The sequence below is a fragment of the Acidilobus sp. 7A genome, assembly GCF_003431325.1.
In the GTDB taxonomy this organism is placed as follows: domain Archaea; phylum Thermoproteota; class Thermoprotei_A; order Sulfolobales; family Acidilobaceae; genus Acidilobus.
The window spans coordinates 342,832-361,700 of record NZ_CP010515.1 but is presented as its reverse complement, the minus strand read 5'-3'; the positions used below and the strand labels follow the sequence as shown (position 1 = coordinate 361,700).

At 54.9% G+C, this 18,869-nt stretch carries 24 protein-coding genes and 2 tRNA genes; 14 read left to right on the top strand and 12 right to left on the bottom strand.

All coding sequences use genetic code 11. The annotated features are described in order from the left end of the window. The first annotated feature begins 159 nt into the window (after positions 1–159). From SE86_RS01820 to SE86_RS01810, 3 genes are all read left to right on the top strand, one after another. Complete coding sequence (locus SE86_RS01820) at positions 160–495, top strand: hypothetical protein (protein WP_117354039.1); 336 nt, start codon at positions 160–162, stop codon at positions 493–495. A 133-nt stretch (positions 496–628) separates the two neighbouring features. Beyond that, the gene (locus SE86_RS01815; RefSeq protein WP_117354038.1) at positions 629–1,438 is read left to right on the top strand and encodes a translation initiation factor IF-2 subunit alpha; all 810 of its coding nucleotides are present in this window, start codon (positions 629–631) and stop codon (positions 1,436–1,438) included. 13 nt (positions 1,439–1,451) lie between these two features. Continuing rightward, positions 1,452–1,631: an RNA-protein complex protein Nop10 gene (locus SE86_RS01810; RefSeq protein WP_117354037.1), complete on the top strand. Its 180-nt coding sequence runs from the start codon at positions 1,452–1,454 to the stop codon at positions 1,629–1,631. On the opposite strand, the gene SE86_RS01805 is transcribed toward SE86_RS01810, so the two are convergent. The 3 genes from SE86_RS01805 to SE86_RS01795 form a co-directional block, all read right to left on the bottom strand. After that, positions 1,628–1,843, bottom strand: a complete 216-nt coding sequence (locus SE86_RS01805; protein WP_211096655.1) for a 30S ribosomal protein S27e — start codon at positions 1,841–1,843, stop codon at positions 1,628–1,630. The genes SE86_RS01810 and SE86_RS01805 overlap by 4 nt on opposite strands. A gap of 5 nt (positions 1,844–1,848) precedes the next feature. Next, positions 1,849–2,136 carry a 50S ribosomal protein L44e gene (locus SE86_RS01800; RefSeq protein WP_117354036.1) on the bottom strand — a complete coding sequence of 96 codons (288 nt, stop codon included), beginning with the start codon at positions 2,134–2,136 and terminating at the stop codon, positions 1,849–1,851. A gap of 90 nt (positions 2,137–2,226) precedes the next feature. After that, a tRNA-Asn gene (locus tag SE86_RS01795) sits at positions 2,227–2,302 on the bottom strand. A gap of 129 nt (positions 2,303–2,431) precedes the next feature. Here SE86_RS01795 and pcn point away from each other — a divergent pair. From pcn to SE86_RS01775, 4 genes are all read left to right on the top strand, one after another. Beyond that, on the top strand, positions 2,432–3,190 hold the full coding sequence (gene pcn / locus SE86_RS01790; RefSeq protein WP_211096654.1) for a proliferating cell nuclear antigen (pcna): 759 nt from the start codon (positions 2,432–2,434) through the stop codon (positions 3,188–3,190). After that, positions 3,150–4,229 carry a DNA primase small subunit PriS gene (gene priS / locus SE86_RS01785; RefSeq protein ID WP_117354035.1) on the top strand — a complete coding sequence of 360 codons (1,080 nt, stop codon included), beginning with the start codon at positions 3,150–3,152 and terminating at the stop codon, positions 4,227–4,229. Before pcn ends, priS begins: the two co-directional genes overlap by 41 nt. Then, entirely contained in the window at positions 4,174–4,674 is a 501-nt protein-coding gene (locus SE86_RS01780; RefSeq protein ID WP_117354034.1) for a hypothetical protein, read from the top strand. Before priS ends, SE86_RS01780 begins: the two co-directional genes overlap by 56 nt. 132 nt (positions 4,675–4,806) lie before the next feature. Further along, a complete protein-coding gene (locus tag SE86_RS01775; protein ID WP_117355040.1) occupies positions 4,807–5,343 on the top strand; it encodes a TATA-box-binding protein in 537 nt (178 codons plus the stop codon). On the opposite strand, the gene SE86_RS01770 is transcribed toward SE86_RS01775, so the two are convergent. After that, entirely contained in the window at positions 5,336–6,058 is a 723-nt protein-coding gene (locus tag SE86_RS01770; RefSeq protein ID WP_117354033.1) for a metallophosphoesterase, read from the bottom strand. The genes SE86_RS01775 and SE86_RS01770 overlap by 8 nt on opposite strands. Before the next feature lie 121 nt (positions 6,059–6,179). Between SE86_RS01770 and SE86_RS01765 the strand changes: the two genes are divergently transcribed. Next, positions 6,180–7,247, top strand: a complete 1,068-nt coding sequence (locus tag SE86_RS01765; RefSeq protein ID WP_236747340.1) for a glycosyltransferase family 2 protein — start codon at positions 6,180–6,182, stop codon at positions 7,245–7,247. Positions 7,248–7,411: 164 nt separating this feature from the next. Here the strand turns inward: SE86_RS01765 and SE86_RS01760 are convergent. Next, positions 7,412–7,504: transfer RNA gene (locus SE86_RS01760), tRNA-Thr, on the bottom strand. 105 nt (positions 7,505–7,609) lie between these two features. On the opposite strand from SE86_RS01760, the gene SE86_RS01755 reads away from it, so the two are divergent. Both SE86_RS01755 and SE86_RS01750 read left to right on the top strand, forming a co-directional pair. Then, positions 7,610–8,611, top strand: coding sequence for an RsmD family RNA methyltransferase (locus tag SE86_RS01755; RefSeq protein WP_117354031.1), 1,002 nt, complete (start codon positions 7,610–7,612; stop codon positions 8,609–8,611). A 21-nt stretch (positions 8,612–8,632) separates the two neighbouring features. Further along, the gene (locus SE86_RS01750; protein WP_117354030.1) at positions 8,633–9,514 is read left to right on the top strand and encodes a ribonuclease Z; all 882 of its coding nucleotides are present in this window, start codon (positions 8,633–8,635) and stop codon (positions 9,512–9,514) included. Here SE86_RS01750 and SE86_RS01745 read toward each other — a convergent pair. The 4 genes from SE86_RS01745 to SE86_RS01730 form a co-directional block, all read right to left on the bottom strand. Further along, a complete protein-coding gene (locus tag SE86_RS01745; RefSeq protein ID WP_117354029.1) occupies positions 9,511–9,951 on the bottom strand; it encodes an RNA-binding domain-containing protein in 441 nt (146 codons plus the stop codon). The two genes, SE86_RS01750 and SE86_RS01745, sit on opposite strands and share 4 nt — an antisense overlap. Then, the gene (locus tag SE86_RS01740) at positions 9,914–10,477 is read right to left on the bottom strand and encodes an AAA family ATPase (protein ID WP_236747349.1); all 564 of its coding nucleotides are present in this window, start codon (positions 10,475–10,477) and stop codon (positions 9,914–9,916) included. The genes SE86_RS01745 and SE86_RS01740 overlap by 38 nt, the downstream gene beginning before the upstream one ends. 33 nt (positions 10,478–10,510) lie before the next feature. After that, positions 10,511–11,002, bottom strand: a complete 492-nt coding sequence (locus tag SE86_RS01735) for an adenosine-specific kinase (protein ID WP_117355039.1) — start codon at positions 11,000–11,002, stop codon at positions 10,511–10,513. A gap of 209 nt (positions 11,003–11,211) precedes the next feature. Beyond that, a complete protein-coding gene (locus SE86_RS01730) occupies positions 11,212–11,745 on the bottom strand; it encodes a nicotinamide-nucleotide adenylyltransferase (protein WP_117354027.1) in 534 nt (177 codons plus the stop codon). A 53-nt stretch (positions 11,746–11,798) separates the two neighbouring features. Between SE86_RS01730 and SE86_RS01725 the strand changes: the two genes are divergently transcribed. The 3 genes from SE86_RS01725 to SE86_RS01715 are packed head-to-tail and all read left to right on the top strand — an operon-like array spanning position 11,799 to position 14,068. Further along, positions 11,799–12,800 (top strand): RsmB/NOP family class I SAM-dependent RNA methyltransferase, encoded by a 1,002-nt coding sequence (locus SE86_RS01725; RefSeq protein ID WP_211096649.1) that lies wholly within the window; start codon positions 11,799–11,801, stop codon positions 12,798–12,800. 26 nt (positions 12,801–12,826) lie between these two features. After that, positions 12,827–13,300 (top strand): hypothetical protein, encoded by a 474-nt coding sequence (locus tag SE86_RS01720; protein ID WP_158543076.1) that lies wholly within the window; start codon positions 12,827–12,829, stop codon positions 13,298–13,300. Then, the gene (locus SE86_RS01715) at positions 13,301–14,068 is read left to right on the top strand and encodes a peptidylprolyl isomerase (protein ID WP_117354024.1); all 768 of its coding nucleotides are present in this window, start codon (positions 13,301–13,303) and stop codon (positions 14,066–14,068) included. It abuts the gene before it with no gap. A 12-nt stretch (positions 14,069–14,080) separates the two neighbouring features. On the opposite strand, the gene SE86_RS01710 is transcribed toward SE86_RS01715, so the two are convergent. Further along, on the bottom strand, positions 14,081–15,013 hold the full coding sequence (locus tag SE86_RS01710) for a hypothetical protein (RefSeq protein ID WP_148666740.1): 933 nt from the start codon (positions 15,011–15,013) through the stop codon (positions 14,081–14,083). Positions 15,014–15,186: 173 nt separating this feature from the next. On the opposite strand from SE86_RS01710, the gene SE86_RS01705 reads away from it, so the two are divergent. After that, on the top strand, positions 15,187–15,390 hold the full coding sequence (locus SE86_RS01705) for a ribbon-helix-helix domain-containing protein (protein WP_236747348.1): 204 nt from the start codon (positions 15,187–15,189) through the stop codon (positions 15,388–15,390). Between the two features lie 81 nt (positions 15,391–15,471). Here SE86_RS01705 and SE86_RS01700 read toward each other — a convergent pair whose 3' ends face one another. Further along, on the bottom strand, positions 15,472–16,011 hold the full coding sequence (locus SE86_RS01700) for a hypothetical protein (RefSeq protein WP_148666739.1): 540 nt from the start codon (positions 16,009–16,011) through the stop codon (positions 15,472–15,474). Between the two features lie 35 nt (positions 16,012–16,046). Continuing rightward, on the bottom strand, positions 16,047–18,863 hold the full coding sequence (locus SE86_RS01695) for a DEAD/DEAH box helicase (protein WP_117354020.1): 2,817 nt from the start codon (positions 18,861–18,863) through the stop codon (positions 16,047–16,049). Between the last annotated feature and the right edge of the window lie 6 nt (positions 18,864–18,869).

The following is an 18,869-nucleotide window of genomic DNA, read 5'->3' as shown; positions in this document are numbered from 1 at the left end:
TAAGTGAGAGGCAGTGCCGCCTGCTGAGGGAGCTTTAGTTAAATACCGCGTTTAGCAGGGCGATGTGGTGCACGCGGCTTTTTAAAGCAGTAGTCTTGGCCCTGTCTAGGGCCCTCGGTGGAGAGCCGCTGTTCTAAGATTTGGTTTGATGGCAACAGGATGATGATCCAAGGTTCAATTAAGGCAAAAGTAGTCGAGCTCCCTCCAGCTGTAGCCGAGTGCCTACGCAGTTCAGCCAGGCTTGCATCGCTTATAGAGGAGCTTTGCAATGACCCAAAGTTTGGGAGGAGGCTGACGAGCGCAGGCGCCTTCACTAGTCTAGCTTCTTTCCTCTGCGCTATAATGCGTGACGAGCCGCTTTACAAGGCAGCGAGGAGGCTAGGCATATCGCACGAGAGGCTGTATAGGATTAAGAGAGGACTTGAGGCTGACAAGCTCTATCAGCGTGTAACGGTATTCGTAGATTTATTATCAGGGCCTCAGAATGGCAGGTAGTACGAGGAGGCAAGTATACCGTAACTAGCACTACACTCAACGCAGCTATTAACGACTTTTGTTACTGTATGGAGGCATTTTTAAACCGCAGACCTTAATACTACCAAGTCCACCTTGCAAGATGGGGTGCCACTTGCCTCTGCTGAGCAGAAGGCAGCTACCAAATGTAGGGGAAGTAGTTATAGGTACGGTAAAGGAGATCCATGACTATGGCGCCTACTTAGAGCTAGACGAGTTCAATGGACTAAGGGCCTTCCTTCCATGGGTTGAGGTGTCAAACCGCTCTGTCAAGACTATAGACGACGTTATCAAGGTTAACGAGAAGGTTGCAGTTAAGGTGATCAGAGTCGACAGGGCTAAGGGGCACGTTGACGTCAGCCTGAAGAAGGTTACAGATGACGAGCGCAGAAGGAAGATGGTGTGGTGGAAGAGGACCCAGAAGGCTGTAAACATAATACTGGTGATAGCTAAGGAGCTTAAGAAGAGCGAGCAGCAGGCGTACTCAGAGGTCATATGGAAGCTTGAGGGTAAGTACGGCGACGCCATGGCAGGGCTTGAGATGGCCGCAGTTGAGGGCGAGGCCCCTCTTGCCGAGGCAGGGGTCTCGCAGGAGTGGCTTAAGCCTCTGGTCGACGCTGCGAAGAAGTACGTTGAGATAAAGAAGGTTAAGATAAGCCTTGTAGTTACTCTAAAGAGCCTCAGCTCGGACGGGATAGAGAAGATCAGAGGCGTGCTTAAGGCCGCCGAGAGCGCGGTGTCCGCCAAGGGCAATGGTAAGGTGACGGCCAAGGTATATGCCATAGGGTCGCCTAGGTACAGGATAGACCTTGTAGGAGTAGACTATAAGGATCTTGAGCAGGTTGCGTCGGACCTGGAGGAAGTGATGTCGAGAGAGGCCAAGAAGGCTGACATCGAGTTCTCCATCGAGAGGCAGCGCGAGTAGAGGGAGTCATGGCTTGAGGTGGCTTCTAAGGAAGTGTACAATATGCGGCAGGTACACCCTGAGCGAGGACAGGTGTCCCTACTGCGGGGGACCCCTAAGAGTGCCTCATCCACCTAGGTTCTCTCCAGAGGACAAGTATGTTAGATACAGGTACCTCCTTAAAGCGGCCCAAGGATCTACGAGCGCTTCCTAAGCTAGGGCGCTCTCAACATTCCCTAATATCTGTGCCTCACCACCTGTTGGCTTCACCAGCAGGGTACCGCACGTGAGGCAGCGAACTGGGAACGTGGCATGACTGAAGACTACCTGTTTATGGCCACAGTTAGGGCACACGACAAGCAGGAACTTGCTCCTAGGCTCAGGCACGAGAACCTTTTTCCTTGGAACCCCGATAAGGGATGACACGTTAATCACCTCACAGCCTCTGACAGCTCTATCTTCTTCAGCCTTATGCCAAGTATGTGCCTCTTGTAGCCGCACTTGGTACAGGTTATTAGGAGAACCACCTTCTTTGTCGTCTTGGCGAACCTCTTCTGCTCAGGCTTCCTCTTGCTACCGTAGCCCTCGTTCTTCCTGAGGTAGCGGCGCTGGCCCTCTGAGAGGGTCCTTCTCTTGCCAGCCTTATAGATAGTTACCGTGTGCTCCGTGTGTGTCTTACAGCGCGGGCAATAGGTCCTTATAGTCTTGGGGAACTTCAACCTCAGCACCTGAGCCTAGGAAAGCTAAAAGTGATTTTTAACCGTTTCGCGCCAATCCTGGCAGATCCTGAGGGCTTCAGCAGAATTAGATGGCGCCGGGGGAGGGATTCGAACCCTCGACCGCCCGGTTAACAGCCGGGCGCTCTACCAGCTGAGCTACCCCGGCCCTAGGTCACTCTTACCCAAGGGCAGATATTTTAAATTCTTTGTGCTTGCTCAACGCGCAGCTGGGCATAAGGGGCCTTGCATTACCTGAGGACTTTGAGTCCTTTTTAGGTGCAAGCACCTTAACATTATGCAGGTGCTGGAGCTAGTGAAGCTAAGATTTAGAAACGCCAGGACATGGGTTTACATAGTTGGCTCCATAAAGAACATTATAGATGAAGGGGTCTTTTTGGCAACCTCGGAGGGCCTCTCGCTTAGAGCCCTCGACTCCAGCAGGGTAGTCATGGTTGACCTGTTTTACCCTAAGGAGGCCTTTGATGAGTACTCAGCGTCAGGCGACGAGATGTTCGGCGTCTCCTTCGATGTCTTTAATAAAGTGCTCGCCAGGGGTCAGAATGATGAGAGCTTAGAGCTCCAGGCCTCCGGCGACTCCCTGATAGTAGCCTTTGAGGGTCGCGGGAGGAGGGAGTTCAAGATACCTCAGATATCGCTGAGCGTCGAGAAGCTGCCAGAGCCACGCATATCGTTCTCTGTCATGGCCAAACTCATGAACTCTGTGTTCATAGACGCCATAAACTCCGTTGAGGAGGTGGCTGACTCTATCACGATATCGGCTCCCTCGGATGACAGACTGCACTTCATAGGGATGGGGGACGTGGAGAAGGTCGAGGTGGAGCTGAGCAAGGATGACCAGAACCTGATAGACATAAGGGTCGACTCGCACGACAAGGCTACTTATAGTGTGGAGTACTTTGATGATATGATAAAGGCCGCAAGGGGAGCTGACCAGGTCACCCTGCAGTATGCGCAGGACGCACCAGCGCGCGTTCAGTTCGACTATGAAGGCGGTGGAAGGCTTGTCTTCTACGTCTCGCCGAGGATCGAGTGAGGGCCCTCGGGAGGAGAGAGTAATAGAGGTAGAGAGGTGGACTGAGCGGGAGGCACTTAAGGACATATTCAAGGCCTATTATGATATGGATCCTCCATTAGTGCTGCCCATGGATATGGCCCGCAGGGAGTTTGCAATACAGCCCTTTGAGATAGACAGCTACGTGAGGCACCTCTCCTTTGGTGACGAGCACGCGCTTAGGAGGTTCATAAAGTCAAAGGTTCCCAGGCACTTGTACCACTCCGTGGGCATTTATGAGATACCAGGAGCGTCAAGCATGGAGGATAAGGGGTGGCTTGGCTCTGAGCTCCTCTTCGACCTGGACTTAGATCACCCCGGGACCTGCGAGAGCGAACTTGTTGATGATGAGTGCTTAGTTAAGGGCTTTGAGAAGGCCAAGGTCGTTGCAAGGGTCATCAGTGACATGCTGGGGGGCAAGCCGCTCATTTACTTTACTGGGCATAGGGGGTTCCACGTAAGGGGTCTGTGCAGCGGGTGCCTAAGCCTTGGACGCGATGAGAGGCTTGAGATAGCGAAGCTGGTGAGGGCCGAGGGTCTTGATGTTAGCCTGCTCTTCCCAAGCAAGAAGGGCGTGAGACCCGCAGCGCCCTCGCCTTCAGACCCTGGGTGGAGGGGGCTGGCCGCGAGCCTTGGGATTGACCTGAGAGCCACGAGCGAGGATGTTGGAGTTGACATAGATGTGATGGTTACCCAGGATCCCTCAAGACTCACTCGTGTCCCGGGCTCCCTTAACGCCAAGGGGGGCATGATTGTAACTCCTCTCTGCGACTCCTTCACCCCTGGGCCCCACCTATCCCCGTTCAGGGGCTCGCTTGATGTGAAGGCCATAAAGGCGCTTGACCAGACCTCTGTCATGGGTTTTAAGGTTTCGCTCTCCAACGGTGAGGAGCTCAGCCTGCCGGCCTCGGTAGCCTTATACCTCTATTTGTCAGGCTACGTAACTATTACTGGCGGTGAAGTGGTTGTCAGGAGAAATACCGGCTGGTGGCCCATACAAGGCTGCGACTGGACACCATGAAGTCCTTTCAACGGAGTCCATAAAGAGGGCGAGGGGGCTGTGGCCTATCTACTGCACCTCGGGCCAGGCCTACTGCGATAAGTTTAAGGAGATTCTGCTGAAGGCCTCCGAGCTCACCGCTAAGGCAAGGCTCGAGGATCTAGGCCCCAGCTACGACGGCATCGATGCCGGGGTCATCAAGGTGTTTAACTCTTTCATCAAGCTCTACGGCCACTACATAGGTGGTGTCCTTGTGGCTAGGGGTGAGAAGGTTCTAGTGACCTTTAAGGTGAACCTCACGTTGTCCAGCGGCATATCCTTTAGGGAGGGCGACGTTGCCTTTATAGACGTAGAGATGGCCGTAGGCCTAGGCTCCTTGGGCCTCGTGGAGCCCGCGCTGACTTGGTCCCTAAACCTTGACTATTGGTTAAAAAGCCTAAGGGGTGCGTCAAGTAAAAGTTTATAAATAGGCCTAGACAATTTATAAGCTGAGCTTAAAAGGGTGAAGGTCTTGTCTGACGAAGATGACATACCTACCTCAGACGAGGAGACAACCTCAGAGTCCAAGACCGCCGAGCTCCCGGAGGCCAGGAAGCCTGTGGTTAACATAGAGAACATCGTGGCAACAATCATACTTGAGAACACTTTAGACCTAAACCTGATAGAGGCCAGGATACCTGACGTTGATTATAACCCGGACCAGTTCCCTGGGCTTGTCTACAGGCTTCAGAGCCCTAAGATAACAGCTCTCGTGTTCAAGTCAGGCAAGATGGTGGTCACAGGGGCTAAGAGCGTTAAACAGCTGGTGTGGGCCGTCAAGGCAATATTGAAGAAGTTCATGACAAAGGGCATAGCGGTACAGGGCAGGCCTCAGATCCAGATACAGAATATCGTGGCGTCGGCTAACTTGAACGTAGTAGTGGACCTGGAGAAGGCGGCCTTTGTCCTGCCTCACAGCATGTATGAGCCGGAGCAGTTCCCAGGGCTGATTTACAGGATGGACAAGCCCCGCGTGGTCCTTCTGATATTCAGCAGCGGCAAGATGGTCATAACTGGCGCCAAGAGGGAGAACGAGGTCTACGAGGCGGTTAACAACATACACAAGATACTTGAGGAGAACAAATGCGTCAGATAATTCCAGAGAACAGCTCCTTAAGGGTTGGGAGCTCTATAACTCCTATCTCCCTGTCAACTACTATAGGCATGGCATCCTCAAGTAAGGCCATCTCCTTCACTATTGGCGACAGATAGGTCTCTGGGCTCGGCGTTATAGAGGTCCCCGTCTGGTAGAGGCTTATAGCGGGCAACACTATGAGCTCCCCTCCGCCCTTGAGCGGGGCCCTGAGCAGGGCCTGGAGCTTCACCTTAGAGCCGGCAAGGTTTATCTCAAGACTGGGGTGCTCATGACCTATTATGACGGCAGAGGCACCCTTTACTGAGTCAATAAGCTTATGTCCGTGAGTTACAATTATGCCGTCTCCCAAATCTAGGTAATCTTCGACAACCTCAACGCCGAAGTCCTTGAGCAGTGGGCCCACAAAGGTATCATGGTTGCCCCTAACCAGCGCCACCTCCTTGTAGCCCTCCTCAAGCGCGTACCTTATTAGGTCGGCTACCTCTGTTCTCTCGCCTTTGGTAAGCTTCTCAAAGACGTGCTTAAGGTCTCCATCTATTACGAGCCTCTGAGCTTCAGCCCGCGACCCCTCCTTTATGACGTCCTTGGCCTTCTTGAGCTGAAGCCTTGGAAGGAACACCCCCTGTGAGGCCATGGAGTCCTCGTAGCCGAGGTGCACGTCGCTTATTATAAGGGTCCGGCTCCTCTCGTGTAACAGCGCTGGCGACCTGCCCATTAGCTTTAGCTTGGAGCCGAGGTAGCTGTTAAGCGTGGGCCCGGCACCCTTTCAATGTACCTGGCAGGCAAGGTTTTTAACGAGCGTTTAAAAGAAACTCTCATTGTGGCGACAGGCTAAGGTGCTCCGCTTGAGCCAGCCGCTCCTGAGCGTTGTCGTTCCAACGTACAACGAGAGGGACAACGTGGCCCCCCTGCTCGAGAGGCTCACAAAGGCCCTCGACGGTGTGGACTATGAGGTAGTATTCGTTGATGATAACAGCCCTGACGGCACGGCCAAGGTCATAGAGGACGCAGCCAAGGTGAACCCAAGGGTCAGGCTCCTCCTCAGGACCAGCAGGAAGGGCCTGGCCACCGCGATACTTGACGGTGTAGGCGCCTCAAGGGGGAAATACGTCGTGGTTATGGATGCTGACCTCCAGCACCCCCCTGAGGTAGTCGCTGAGATGGTGAGGGCCGCGGAGGGCAGCGGGGCTGACATAGTGGTCGCCAGCAGGTACGCCAAGGGTGGCAGGACCAGGGGCTGGAGCCCCCTCAGGAGGCTGATAAGCTGGGGGGCCACTGTCATCTCTAGGCTCCTTGTACCCGAGTCCAGGAGGACTAGCGACCCCATGTCAGGCTTCTTCCTGATAAGGAGGGACAGGGTCAGCCTTGAAGGGGCCAGCCCAACTGGCTATAAGGCCCTGCTCGAGATCCTCTACAGGAACCCTCAGGCCAAGGTTGTTGAAGTCCCTTACACATTCATGCCGAGGGAGAGGGGGAAGAGCAAGCTCGGCACTAAAGTGATTCTTGAGTACCTCTGGCACGTCATAAAGATCTCCAGGCCCGTGAGGTTCGCCTTGGTAGGGGGCGTCGGCACGGGGGTGAACGAGGGCGTGGCCGCCCTGGTACTTTACCTTCTGGGCAACTACACGGCGGCCTTCGTGGGCGGCATAGAGGTCAGCATACTGAGCAACTTCGCGCTGAACGACCTGTGGACCTTCAGGGACAGGAGATCCGGCAGGTGGTACTCACGCCTGCTCAGGTACCACGTCATGGTGGCCCCGGCTGGACTAACAATTTTCTTCGTCGCAGAGCTCCTGGCGAAGATGTTCCACGTCTACGCACTCCTCGCGCTCTTCATAGGCATACTCGCTGGCTTCGTGGCCAATTACACGCTCTCCTCAAGGAATGTGTGGAGGTTTAGCTGATTAATAGGGCAGAACTTGAAGGCCTGCGCCAGGCGGCCATCGTCGCTGGAGGTGTTACCTGCCGCTGTTGATGAGCATTGGCTTTACAGACTATTTACTCATAGTTGTGCTCTTGCTTAAACTCTAGTCTTACATTTTCCTCCTCTAACGCCTCAAACAGGAGCTGGAGCCGCCGGCGGGACTTGAACCCGCGACCACCGGCTTACAAGGCCGGCGCTCCCGGCCCGCGCAGGGTCTACCGGCTGAGCTACGGCGGCCTCAGTTGAGGCATTAGCTGTCTCCCGTTAAAAGCGCAATCTGTGCCTCCTACAAGGTGACGCCTCCCTAAAAGCCGCGCCTTCCAGCTCCTGATTAGGAGAGCCGTGCTGTACGCTTACCTCTCCGGCAGGCACCCAAGGCTCCCGGAGGAGGAGCTGAAGGCCCTGATAGAGGCTGGCGGCTCAACTTACAGGGCCCTGCTTAGGCTTGACCAGCTGGCCGTCTTCGACTCAGACGTAGATAAGGCTGTAGCTGCCATTCATAGGGCTGCCTTCGTTAAGGAGGTGGGAACTGTGCTGGCCTTCGGCTCCAGTGACGAACTGCCAGAGCTGGTAACTAAAGCCCTGGAGCTTAGAGGCTATAGGACCTACAGGCTTGAGTTGACAGCAATTAAGGTGCCCCCCTGCTGTGACCTTAAGGGGCTCATCGCTAAGGTGCCTAGGTCGGTGGCCAGCCCAAGCCTCAGCTCGGCCAACGTGGTGAGGACCTTTGTGTCTGAGGGTGCAGCAATAGTAGGGGAGCCGCTGGCCTACAGCGACATGGGCGACGTAAAGACCAGGTCGCCACCTGTGAAGCCCTTCTGGAGGTCAGGGGAGCTTGACGTGAGGCTCTCGAGAGCTATGGTAAACCTCTCAAGGCCTCTCGAGGGCGGCACCTTCCTTGACCCCTTCTGTGGCACTGGGACTTTGGCTGTTGAGGCCTGGCTAGCCTGGGGCGGCAAGGTGATATGTATGGACCTGGACAAGGCCATGGTTCACGGCTCAGCCTTAAACGTCAGGCATGTAGGCGCTGAGGCCCTAATAAATAGGTCTAACGCCGCCTTCATGCCGCTCAGGGATGAGAGTGTGGACTCCATAGCGACAGACCCGCCGTACGGCAGGTCTACAAAGCTCGCCGGTGACAGCTACAGCTCCCTTATCGAGCTCTTCCTAAAGGAGTCCAAAAGGGTCCTAAGGAGCGGGGGTTACGCTGTTTATGCTGGCCCTACGGAGCTCAGGCCATATAAATATGCCGTTGAGCAGGAGTTCAAGGTTGTTAGCGTTCTCGACCAGTTCGTCCACTCTGGCCTTGTCAGACAAATAGTTGTGGCTAAAAAGCCCCAATAGATTGATGCCCTGGGAGGGGGCTTGGCAAGGCAGGTAGAGCTGATAACGCTTGGCACAGGCGCGGCTCTCCCCAGCCTGGAGAGGCAGACCGCAGGTTATCTAGTAAGGGACTGGATGGGCAATGTGGTGCTTCTCGACGCTGGTGAGGGCGTCCAGCAGAGGCTAAGGCAAGCTGACGTATCGCCCACAAAGGTGGAATTCATTGCTATAACGCATGGACATGGGGATCACATAAACGGCCTGCCCGGCCTGCTTGGGACAATGCAGCTGAGTGGTAGGAAGAGCAAGCTGACCATAGTTGCGCCAAAGTACATAGCAGACCCTATAAGGGAGATGGTGGAGGCTAACAAGTTTGAGCAGCAGTTTCCCGTGGAGGTCATAGATGTCAGCGGAGATGAAGGCTCCATAGTCTTATCGACGCAGGGCAGGGACAGCCTCGCGCTGAGCTGGTTCAGGGTGTGTCACTCCATAGAGGCCTACGGGTACTCCCTCACGTGGACGCTTGGGCCTAGGCTGGAGTCCCCTGTTGAGCCCCTCGAGGCCCGCAGGCTACTTCAGGAGGGGGGCGAGGGCCTTAAGGTCATAAGGCCGTTCAAGCTGAGCTACACTGGGGACACCTCTCCATGTGATAGCGTCGTCAGGGGGGCCTCTGGCGCTAACGTGCTAATACACGAATGTACCTTTGAGGCTTCCATGCAGGCTGAGGCTTCACAGTATGGGCACAGCACTAGCGTGGGCGCAGCCCAGGATGCCTTAAGGTCTGGCGCCGGCAAGCTAATACTTTCTCATGTAAGCACCAGGTATGAGGGCTACGAGGCCCTGCAGCTGGAGCAGGAGGCGCGCTCCGTCTTCCCTAACTCCATACTAGCTTGGGACCTCGCTAGGTTCGTCATGAATGTCTAGGGGTCAGGCATTCCCTTCTCCCAGAGGGCCCTGCCGTGTGAGGTCTGGGGCGCTAGCCAGTCTATGACATCCCTTATGTTAGGGTGTTTGATGCTGATCTTTATAGGCCCTAAGGGTGACTCGCTGGCCCATGAGAGCAGGCTTACCTTGCTCTCATAGGCGGCCTGTTTGTGGAGCAGTATTGTAACAGTGTCGCCCCTAACCTCCTTAAGCATGTAGCTCCTTGCGGCCTCAAGTATCTCCTGCACCCTCAGGAGCCTGTGAAGCTTTAATAACGATGAGAGGGACGTGGCCCTGGCCCTTATTATCTCGTGGTCGCCCACCTGGACCTTCTCAACCCTCTCAGGCTCAAAGACGTTATATATGGCCCTCAGCACCTTGTCCTCGCTCTCAGTAGGCCTAACCTCGGCCTCCACAACGACCTCTCCAGAGCCCACCCCTTATCGCCTCAGCTAACCTCCTTGCCTCCCCCTCAAGCTCCTTGGCGCTGCCCTCGTTTATAATCATGTAGTCAGCCATAGCTATCACATCGCCTATGCCGTACTCTAGGTTCTTGGAGTCCCTGAACCTCAGCTCCTCAAGGGTCAGCTGGCCCTCCCTGGCTCTGCTGAGCTGCCTAGTGTACCTTATTGAAGGGGCCGCGTGCACCGCTACCACGCAGAGGTCGCCGAGGGACCGGAGGTAAGAGATCTCCTCAGGGCTCCTCACGCCGTCAACAATGACGTAGTCCTCCCCAGAGCCCCTCAGCATCTCAGCCACCTTTGCGCCGACGGCTCCCCTGCCGTAGGCCTTCCTTAGCTCTGTGGCCACCAGCTCTACGTTAGTTATTGTGATGGGAAGGCCCCTCCTCTTGACCTCCTCCCTGACAACATCACCCATAACTATCAGTTTCGCGTTAAGGAAACTAGAGAGGGACTTAGCGAAGCTGCTCTTGCCACTGCCCGGCATACCCGTTACGCACACTACCAGCAATGAGACCCTCAGGAGCGTGGGGCATCATAGTTTATAACCTATCTTCCTTAGGAACTCCCTCCTCTCCTTCACATCCTCGTCGCTCTCGACGCCGAGAGGTTTAAAGCCGTCGCTGACCCCTAGGAGCGCCCTGCTCTCGCCTAGGTCGGCGACCACGACCTTAACGGGGTTAGCCGTAGCCACGTCAACAGATACGACCTCCTGGACGTGCTTTATCGCGTTAAGCACGTTAATTGGGTAGGTGTTCCTTATGTATATCACAAAGACGTGGCCGGCCCCTATCTTAAGGCAGGTGTCAGTGGCCGTCTTTATGAGCTCCTCGTCGTTCCCCTCCCTCCTCACGAGCCTTTTGCCTGAGGCCTCACAGAAGGCGAGCCCAAACTTTATACCTGGAGATGATGTCACAAGTGCCTCGTAGAGGTCCTCTGCGGTCTTGATAAAGTGACTTCTGCCTATGATAACGTTAGAGCCCTCAGGTATGGGGACGTCTATAACCTTCAGCTCCAAGCGACTCACCCCCTTCAAAGACCTCGCGAAATATAAGGCTAGGTAGCTTTTAAATACAAGCGGTCATAAAGTGTTGGTGGCCAACTCGGTCTTAAAAACCCTTTACGCTTCACCTTAGGAAACTCTCTGACCTCAACGATGAAGTTAGAGCTAGATATAGCCACGACTTCTACTATGGCAAGACCTTTAGGTGGCCTAAGCCATATTAACTTCACAGCCTAGGTCTCTGAGGCTACGAAGCGAAGCCTTTCAACGAAGTTCAGTCTGTCAAGCTCCGGCAGCAGATAGCTTGGGACGCAGCGGGTCCACTCGTCGGAGCCGCTAAGTATGAGCTGTCTTATCCTTGTGCCGTTGCACTCGCCCCTGTTAAACATAGGCTGCTGTAAGGCCTCCAGCCCGGCGTCTCTGAAGAGCTGGAGCACCAGGTGGTTGCCGGACACGACGCCGTCAAAGTCGCCGAGCATCATCCTGAGGTACTGGACCCAGACCTTGTTCATCTCTACGTCAGCTATTGGCACTGAATAAACGCGCTTGCAGTAGTCCTCTCCAAACTCATGGCTTAGCACAACCTTAAGTAGCATCAGCCTCTCGCCAGCCGTGAGGGGGTTCCTTATGGAGAAACTGTCCTGCGCGCTCCCTATAACTACCACGACCTCGTCCGCCAGATCGAGGGCGTACTTGATGGCGTTTATGTGGCCCATGTGGGGCGGCTGGAACCTGCCTGGGAACACCAGTCTCTTGTACTTCTTCAAGTTAAATTCCCCTCAGCACATATGTTGCTTGGGTTTTTAGGTGATGCTTGAGCTTGGATAAGCATGAGTGGGAGAAGGGCGACGAGCTGATATTCAGCGACAGGTCGACGCCAGAGGCTAGAAGGCTCGCTGAGCGCTACGGCTACCTGCCTTACATAGTTGAGAGATACCTTGAGCTGCTAGGGGGTGAGGCCGAGGAGCTACTGGAGGCTAATGAGGAGCCTATGTCAGAGACCATCAGGTGTAACGACTTTAAGATAAGCTGCGGGGAGCTTGAGGCAAGGCTTGGCGAGGCCGGCTTCGAGATCGAGAGGGTGCCCTTCCTCCCCCATGGCTATATAATAACAAAGGCGCCCATATCGCCTGGGGCGACCCACGAGTACTTGAAGGGCTACTATTACCTGCAGGACCCAGGTTCCATGCTGGTTGTCTATATCATGAGACCCAGGCCCTCGGCCACAATTCTTGACATGGCAGCCGCCCCAGGCGGCAAGTCGACGCAGATACTCCAGCTTACCAGGGACTCAGCGCTGCTCATAGCTGTGGAGCCCAAGAGGGACAGGGTCAGGGCGCTGAGGTCAAACCTTCAGAGGATGGGCTTTAGTAATTACATAATAATAAAGTCAGATGCTAGGAACCTGAAGCTTAACGTTAAGGTTGATCAGGTTCTGCTTGACGCCCCATCAAGCGGCGAGGGCATAATAAGGAAGGATAAGAGGAGGAAGACTAAGACAGCACTCTCAGACCTAAAAAGAATCCACTACCTACAGCTAGAGCTCCTTAACAAGGCCCTAGACGCCGTAGGCTCTGGGGGCTCCGTAACTTACGCCGCCTGCTCCACCGCTGTGGAGGAGGGCGAGTATGTTGTGCACAAGGTTCTTCAGGATAGAGACTATGTGGCGACCGAGAGGCCTGCAGGGTTTCCGCTCAGCGAGGCTTTTGAGGAGTACCGCGGCGTTAAGTTTGACGATAGGGTCAAGGGCTGCGGCAGGCTCTTCCCGCACCGGCAGGGGACGGAGGGGTTCTTCATATGCAACATGAGGCGCCTAGGCTAAGGCACCTAACCGAGGATGAGCTGAAGATGCTGGAGGATTTCAGTAGGTCACTTGGTGTTAGGCTAGAAGCTGTGGTCTCGAGGCCTTACGCTATTGAGGTACCGGAGGGCAAATACTTTGATATCTTTGACATCACGGGAGCCGTTAAGGAGGCGGCCACAAGGTTCAGCTCCCTTTACTCAGCCGGTTTCTACATAGGCTACATTGACAGGGAGGGCTTCCACCCAGGTCTTCCATTGGCCCAAAGGCTTGCAAGCAAATGCTTCATTCTAATGGACTGCGCGGTTCTGGATGAGCATGGAGCTAAGGTGTTCCTCTACGGTAAGGAGGTCGACGAGGATCACATAGTTAAGTTTAGAGAGGGCCTCTCGGTGGTTCTCGACACCCTATTAGAGCCACTGGGGTGGGGGATCGGCTCCCGCATTAGACTTAAATCTAGGAGTGTTGCCAGGGTTAAGCCAGTGAAGGACCTGGGCTGGTACCTGAGGAGGGGAGGGTAGGTGACAATAAAGGACGGCGACTTCGTGCTCATAAACTACGTGATAAGCGTGAAGAGCGGCGACAGGGAGGTTGTGGGGGACACAAACAAGGAGGACGTGGCCAAGAGCGCCGGAATATATGACGCTAACAGGAAGTACGAGCCGTACCTTGTCGTTTTAGGAAGAAGCCAGGTCATAAAGGCAATCGACGAACAGCTGAGGGAGATGGACGTAGGCCAGAAGAGGGAGTTCGTGGCAAGCCCTGACAAGGCCTACGGGCCGTACCGTGATGACCTGGTCATAAGGCTTCCCATAAAGCAGCTTAACAGGTACGGCATCCCACCAGTCGTTGGAAGGAGGGTCGAAGTAGGCGGTAGGGTAGGCGTGATAAGGAGCGTCACGGAGAGGTTCGCTTACATAGATTTCAATCACCCCCTGGCAGGCAAGGACCTTAAGGTAGAGCTCGAGGTTGTGGGCAAGCTTGAGACACTGGAGGACAAGGTGAAGTACCTAGTGACAAGGTATATGCCGATTAGCCGCGACCTGGTGACCGTGAGCCAGAGCGACGCAGGCAAGATAGAGCTTCAGCTACCACAGGAGATCCTGGGGCTGTCAGACCTTGAGTCAAGGCTCCAGCTCCTCATGGGGGACCTCTCTTCTCTCCTTGAAGTTAAGGAGGTCAAGCTGGTAGTGAACGTGATGCTCTCACAGGCTCAGGAGACAAAGCAGACCGAGGGTCAGGCTCATCAGGGCTCTCAGCAGCCTGAGGCGCAGCAGGAGCAGGCCTAAACTGACTAAGGCCTACTCGACAAGCTTTACCATGGCCCCATAGTTTCTTGGCGGCGTCACAATTACTGTGCCGCTGAGCCCGACGGTGCTCATGACCTCCCTCATCAACATTACGTCGCCCTGTGCCTCATACTCATTTTCAACTATGGTGTACATGGCTGGCCCCCAGCTTGACTGAGCCAGTATAACCCTGCTGCGCCAGGCCTCTGCGGCCAGCTCGCCCAGCTTGCCCCTGAACTCGCCTCCCTGAACGGACGAGAATAGTATGCCAGTGCCTCTCTGGACTAACCTCAGGCCCTCGAGGGCGTCATCTATGTCGCCCCTTGCTATGCCGGCTGCCAGTCTGAGCGCGCCCTCTGCCATGAAGCCTATGTTTGACTCACTGTTGCTCCACTGCTTTCTATCCATGATGTTTTCTTCCTCTTCCTCGCTGAGCCCCCTCTCCATGCCGGGAAGCGCTATGACAAATCTCCACTGGCTGGGCACCTTAAGCGTCAGGAGCGGCGTCGGCCTGCCAGGAAGGCCTGCGTCCATCACAAAGCCGCCGTACTTGAATAGCAATGTTCCAACGCCGCTATGCCTAGCTCTTCCTAGCTTCAGCGTTGCCTCCTCGGCTGGCTCTGGCTGTTCGCCCTTCAGCAACTTTATAGCCATGTATATTGAGAGGAGCACCTGCGTGCCCGTGCCGAAGCCAGAGTGAAGAGGTGGGCTCTCAAGCACCTCAACATTGAACCCGCTGGCGCCGGCGGCCCTGGCAGCCCTCCTCACATACTCAAGGAGCTCTGGTGGCCCCCTGTATTTCTCCTCATCAGAGAGCTCCACGGCGGCCCTGAACTTAGGCTTGTCGATGTAAAAGCCGAGCGAGCCCCACCTGACGTTCCAGTCGCCAGCCGCGTAGTAGAAGCCTCCGTGGAGCCTGGAGCCCGTCTCCACCTCCGCGCGCATTATATAACCCCAATGCCTCTGTGAGGAAGGGGTTAAGAGCTTCTAGCGCCTTTTAACAACCTGTTAATGTTAGGCCCTCCGGCTACAAGTTAGACTATGTCTAGTATGGTCACAAAAAGGGCACGGGGATGGGCTTTTACCTCTTAAAACCAGAGGTTATAAGCTTTTATGCGGTGATCTGCTTGAAGCTCGTAACTGTGAAGATGCCCGAGCTTTACGTGAAGGCCATAGATGAGCTCGTTAAGGAGGAGAAGTTCACAAACAGAAGCGAGGTCATAAGGATTGCAGTAAGGGAGCTCCTTAAAAGGGAGCTGTGGGGTGAGACGTTGTTGGAGGAGGCGCCTTCGTTGAAAGCCGACGAACTGGTGGAGGCTTAGGCTGAAGCTGCTTTTGTTGGTAGCCTCCCAAGAGCGAGCCAACGTTATAGGGACTTTTAAGAGGGCTTGGTTGCGGCTCACTTAAGCCCTTCCGCTTAGTCTATAGCCCAAGAAGCTTATAGTCAGGCTGCCGACGCCTGCGGCAGCTAGAAGTGGGCCGGCTACCAGCGAGAGGTAGACGCCGCTGAATATGAGGGCTAGAGAGGCCGCTATTAGGAGTGCGTCGGCCTCAGTTCTCCTGTAAAGCGCGCTGGCTGCAACTCCAAGGCCTAAAATTAGGGGCGCCAGTTCGAACTGAGGAGGTGTGGCTGCTGTTAGAAGTGAAACGAAAGCAAAAATTATCAGCGAGACGCCAGCAGTTAGCCTAATGGTGGCCAGGGCTACCCGCAGCAGCGTAGCTCTGCCGTACATGGTGGCGAAGTCTCTTATTTTGTGGAGGGCAGTAGAAGCCGCCGCTACATCGGCCGAGTTAACTGCCGCCTCAAGATCATCGATTAACAGTTGTAGCTTGCCTGCGCTGACCATGTCACAGACTTTCTCAAGAACGTCAGCAAGGCTAATGATAGAAGACGACAGCGCCTTAATGCTGGAGTCCTTAGAAAGGGAGGCCTTCGAGCCCACTACCCTTAGACGCTCCACCTCAGCGCAGCCAGACATTAAACTGACACCCTCTGTGACCTCTGTCCACTTCTCTGTATAAAGGTGGCGGCATTTAATATCAGGAGCTTCGCGTGGCTGGCGTTAACATAATGATACACGACAGAGCCCTCGGAGTCGCTGTAGTAGCCAGCAGGCGAGACCTTGAGCTCATAAAGTTCGTCGGAGCAGGCTATGTAGGGGTAAATGTCGGTCCACCTCTCCATCACGTCCTTAACCTTAACTAGTGTCTCCCTGGGCTTCCACAAGTGGTCCTTTCTGACGCTGACCTTAAGCTCAGCGTCGGTGTCCAATGGTGCAAAGCTGTCGCTGAAGTCCTCCATTGTTGCGATGGCGTTAAAGTAGGAGGAGAGGGTCCACCTCCACTCGTCGCTGTTTGTATCAATGAACGCCACGACTCTCAGGTCCCCGTACTCTGGGCGCCTCATGTCCTTCAGCTTGTTGAGCACCGTCTTCTCAGACAGCTTTAGCTCCTCAGCTATCTCTATGGCTGTGAAGGCCCAGTCCTTAAGCATTTTAGCTAACCTCTTGGCGAGGTCCTGAACCCAAGGCCTCACAGGAGGTATGGAGAGCATCTCCCCTGCCAGAGGCGAGGGACCACCATCTATTCTGTGAACCTTTACCTTTCCAGCCCTGATGGCCTCTATCAGGGAGACAGCGCCGTTTATGTCAAGCTCCTCATCTACAATAAACTTCTTAACTTCGCTGATGAGCGGCATGTCAGCGTCGCTGTCAAGCTCACCTATCTTGCCTAGGTCATACCTTGCTTCCATCACGTGCTCATAAAAAATGGGCAGGTAATCTAGGGCATCATAGATGATGCTCCGCAGGTCCTCGGGACTCAGCTCCTCCAGTGCTGATACTATATCATAGTCTCCAGCGGCGATGCTTATGCCAAAGAAGGAGGGCCTGTAGTAGACGTCCATGCCTCTGCGCTTCATGGAAAGGTAGAACAACGCTATAGCAAGGGTCTCCGCGACCTTTGAGCCAAGAGGTCCTAGAAGTATGTGCTCCCCGTTAACTTTCTCATAAACGAGGTCAGCGGGCCCTATGACAATCCCGCGAGCCCTGTACCATGAAGCTATAGGTTCCAGAACCTTACCTAGGTCAGCGTTCCTTACGCCTTCAAAGATCACCCTGTAGAACTCCCTTGAGACCTCTGTGGACCTTGTAAGCCCCTCGCCCTTCCATAGGGGCACCTCGCCAGGGCTGTTAGGGGCTGGCACTACCTCAACGTGCTGGCTAATCTCGTCTATCCTGCTCACGCTCCATGAGCTGCCTGCGAGCCTTAAGACGTCCCCCACCCTGAGGTTGCGGTATACGAAGTAGGCGTCAACATACCCTACAACGGAGGTGGGTGACCTCACGGCAAACATGTCACGCTTTGGAATAGTTGAGAAGAAGTCGCCAAAGTCCCTAGGGGACCACGATCTGGAGGAGCTGTCACCGCGAAGCCTCCAGATCTTGAAAAATGACTTGCCAACTCTTATCGTATAATTGTCACCTACATCTATGACGCCGTTTTTCTTCATATAGCTTATCAGGGACCTGAACTCCTCCTGGCTCAAATTAAAGAGCGGTGAACCGCTCAGGGTTTTGTACAACTCCTCTACGCTGAGGTTTGATTCCTTCGACAGAGCTGCACCCACGACCTCCTTTGCAACTACCTCCACTGGAGCCTCGTCTATAGTGTCGTCCTCAACGTAGCCTGACAGAGCCAGTTTTACCTCTGCCAGCGCCTCTGCTAGATCAACAGGGTCAAGACTAATTATGGTCCCTCTTGACGTGCCGCCCAGCACGTGAAAGCTCCTGCCAGCCCTTTGAATAAGGGTTGCGACGGAGCCTGGCGCCCTGATCTGAAGCACCTTCCTTATAGACCCGATGTCTATCCCTAGCTCCAGCGTCTTAGTGCAGACAACCATTAGGTCCTCGCCACGCCTGAGCCTCTCCTCAACGTTCTCCCTTATCTCGGCCGAGACGCTCGAGTGGTGCACGTACACGTTATTGGCGCTCTTCTTCTGAAGCTCGTGGCCTAACTTCTCAGCCGCGTATCTGCTGTTAGTGAACACCAGAGTTGGGCCAGCCGCCTCTGAGAGCACATCCTCAGCGACCTTAGGCCATGGATCTTCTAGGTTGCCAACATACTTAACGTTAAAGGTGAACAGCCTCCTGCTCTCGCTAGCTACGACCTCCGCCTCCCTAGAGCTGCTCCCGCTTAGGATCCTCAGCATCTTCTCTGGGTTGCCAACAGTGGCCGAGAGGCCTATCCTCTGGAAGTCACCGGCAAGCCTCATGAGCCTCTCTAGCAGTAGCGCCAGCTGCGCCCCCCTCTTTGACGAGAAAAGCTCGTGGACCTCATCGATGATCACGGCCTTCAGGTTTCTGTAATATTCCCTAAACCTTGGGGCCCAGTCAAGGTCTATCTCGAGGCTCTCCGGGGTTGTCAGAAGTATGTGAGGGGGTGACTTCAGGCGCAGTGACCTCTCGGAGCTCGGCACGTCGCTGTGCTTTTTGGCAACATTTAGGCCGAGAGGCTCAGCCCAATACTTTACTCTCCTGTGGAGGTCGTTTATAAGCGCCCTCATGGGTGTTATGTAGAGGATTGCCACGGGCTCTGCGTCCCCATCGTTTGCTACCCTTGTGAGCAGGGGCAGCAGGGCGGCCTCCGTCTTGCCCTCGCCCGTGGGGGCCATTATCAGGACGTTCTTGCCAGCCAATATGGCCCTGGCTGCCCTCACCTGCATCTGCGTGAGGCCATTCCAGCCCCTCCTGCTCATAAGGGTCAGTATCTCAGGCCTCAGCTGCACCTCTGGCATGTCTGC

Bases quoted from the DNA above. Each gene is read 5' to 3' on its own strand.
- SE86_RS01820 (WP_117354039.1), top strand. From the start codon at position 160: ATGATGATCCAAGGTTCAATTAAGGCAAAAGTAGTCGAGCTCCCTCCA.
- pcn (WP_211096654.1), top strand. From the start codon at position 2,432: ATGCAGGTGCTGGAGCTAGTGAAGCTAAGATTTAGAAACGCCAGGACA.
- SE86_RS01770 (WP_117354033.1), bottom strand. From the start codon at position 6,058: ATGGGCAGGTCGCCAGCGCTGTTACACGAGAGGAGCCGGACCCTTATA.
- SE86_RS01720 (WP_158543076.1), top strand. From the start codon at position 12,827: ATGCTGGAGGATTTCAGTAGGTCACTTGGTGTTAGGCTAGAAGCTGTG.
- SE86_RS01710 (WP_148666740.1), bottom strand. From the start codon at position 15,013: ATGCGCGCGGAGGTGGAGACGGGCTCCAGGCTCCACGGAGGCTTCTAC.
- SE86_RS01695 (WP_117354020.1), bottom strand. From the start codon at position 18,863: ATGCCAGAGGTGCAGCTGAGGCCTGAGATACTGACCCTTATGAGCAGG.